Here is a 1,522-nt window from a genome sequence, read left to right on the forward strand (position 1 = left end):
GAAGCGATCCATTGGCGTCACGCGCTCACCAAGGCTGCGATTGATCTGATTATTACGATCACGGACATACTTGGCAAACTCAGCCCGAAGGGCATCCAAGGACTGATACTCATCGTAGTTGATATCGGCCATCCATTGCTGCTTCATCACTCCAAACCATCGCTCAATCTTGCCTTTTTGATTGCCATGATAGACCGCCGCATGGCGCATACCAATTCCAAGTTCTGCACAGATCAAAGCTAATTGCTTGTTCACATAGGGTTTGCCATTATCTGCGTACAGTTGCCGTGGCTTTCCGTATGTCGCGATTGCTTGCTTGAGCGTTAGCTGCACATTCACGGCGTTGTCTTCAAAGTACATGCCCCAGCCAACCAAGTACCGTGAGGCATCATCAATGATCCCCACAATGTAGACTTTTCGTTTACGTCCACCAGCTAAGATGAAAGGACCATGTGTTGTATCGATTTGCCAAAGCTCGTTAATATGTTTCATTTCAAAAGCGCGCATGTCTTCAATGCTATTCCGACGAAGTTCTGGTGTAATCTTGGCAACGAAACGCTGAATAGTGCTTTCAGACGGTGCGCCTTCGGCGAAATATCCGGTCATCATCATTCGCTTACGGATCACTGTGGCCGGACGATTAGGACTTTGAGTTTTTAACCGAATAATCTCGTCTTTTTGTTCTTCAGTTAATCGTCGATTGATCCCGGTATCCTTTCTCTGCTTGGGTTTAAGTCCCTTTAGTCCATATTTACGATAGTTTGTCGTCCATTCTTTCAACGTTCCAACGCCAACGTATCCTCGCTTACCATTAGGTAACATCTGTTCAGTCACGGCAATGCGCTTCATATAAGCTTGCTTAGTTTCACCTTGTGTTGCGTCTGTGACAATGGGGTGGATCAGCCCATAACGAAACAAGGCAACGTCTTCGATTCGATCTGCGTCCATGTATTTGCACCTCTATTTTTTAGGATGCTGTAAGCATAATCGTTGGTCCTGTCGTCGCTAAGGGTAAACTATGTGATTTCTCTAAATGCGATGAAATAGCGGCGTCCATGCCGAAATAACTTGCATAAAGCGGCGCCCCGGTCGTTCAAGGGCATACATTGATCCAAGTTCTTCTGCGGAATGGATTTTGCTTAATTCATGGCTGATATACATGACTTTATGCCATTTTTCAAATTGCATTTGCCATCTACGGATGGTACTCGCGCAGATATCTAGGGTATTTTCGATTGCGTAAATTGATTTGCCACGGGCTAGCCGTAAGGCTTTGAGTATGGTCTCTAGAATGTATCGCTTGTACGGCGTAACGCCTGCGGGTAAGAGCACAAACGTGCAGTTGCACGCATGGCAACGCGCTCGCGTCACCGTAAGTTTGATTCGTTCACTGGCGGTCAGATAAAATTGACGCAAATAAGACCCATGCCGAGTGATACCAGCTGGGTTTTGACACTTTGGACAGGCCACTTGCATCAAAGCCTGAAATGCGAATTGGTTATATTGTTGTTGAAATGAAATT

General features: G+C 45.9%; 2 protein-coding genes. Both read right to left on the reverse strand.

What is annotated here, in order from left to right:
- Nucleotides 1–948: DDE-type integrase/transposase/recombinase (locus FD01_RS03275; RefSeq protein ID WP_056962563.1), on the reverse strand; the 948-nt coding region annotated here is incomplete at its 3' end.
- A gap of 81 nt (nucleotides 949–1,029) precedes the next feature.
- On the reverse strand, nucleotides 1,030–1,522 hold a 493-nt coding region (locus FD01_RS16510), incomplete at its 5' end, for a DUF6431 domain-containing protein (RefSeq protein WP_235802923.1).

Source organism: Lacticaseibacillus manihotivorans DSM 13343 = JCM 12514, assembly GCF_001435035.1.
Taxonomy (GTDB): Bacteria; Bacillota; Bacilli; order Lactobacillales; family Lactobacillaceae; genus Lacticaseibacillus; species Lacticaseibacillus manihotivorans.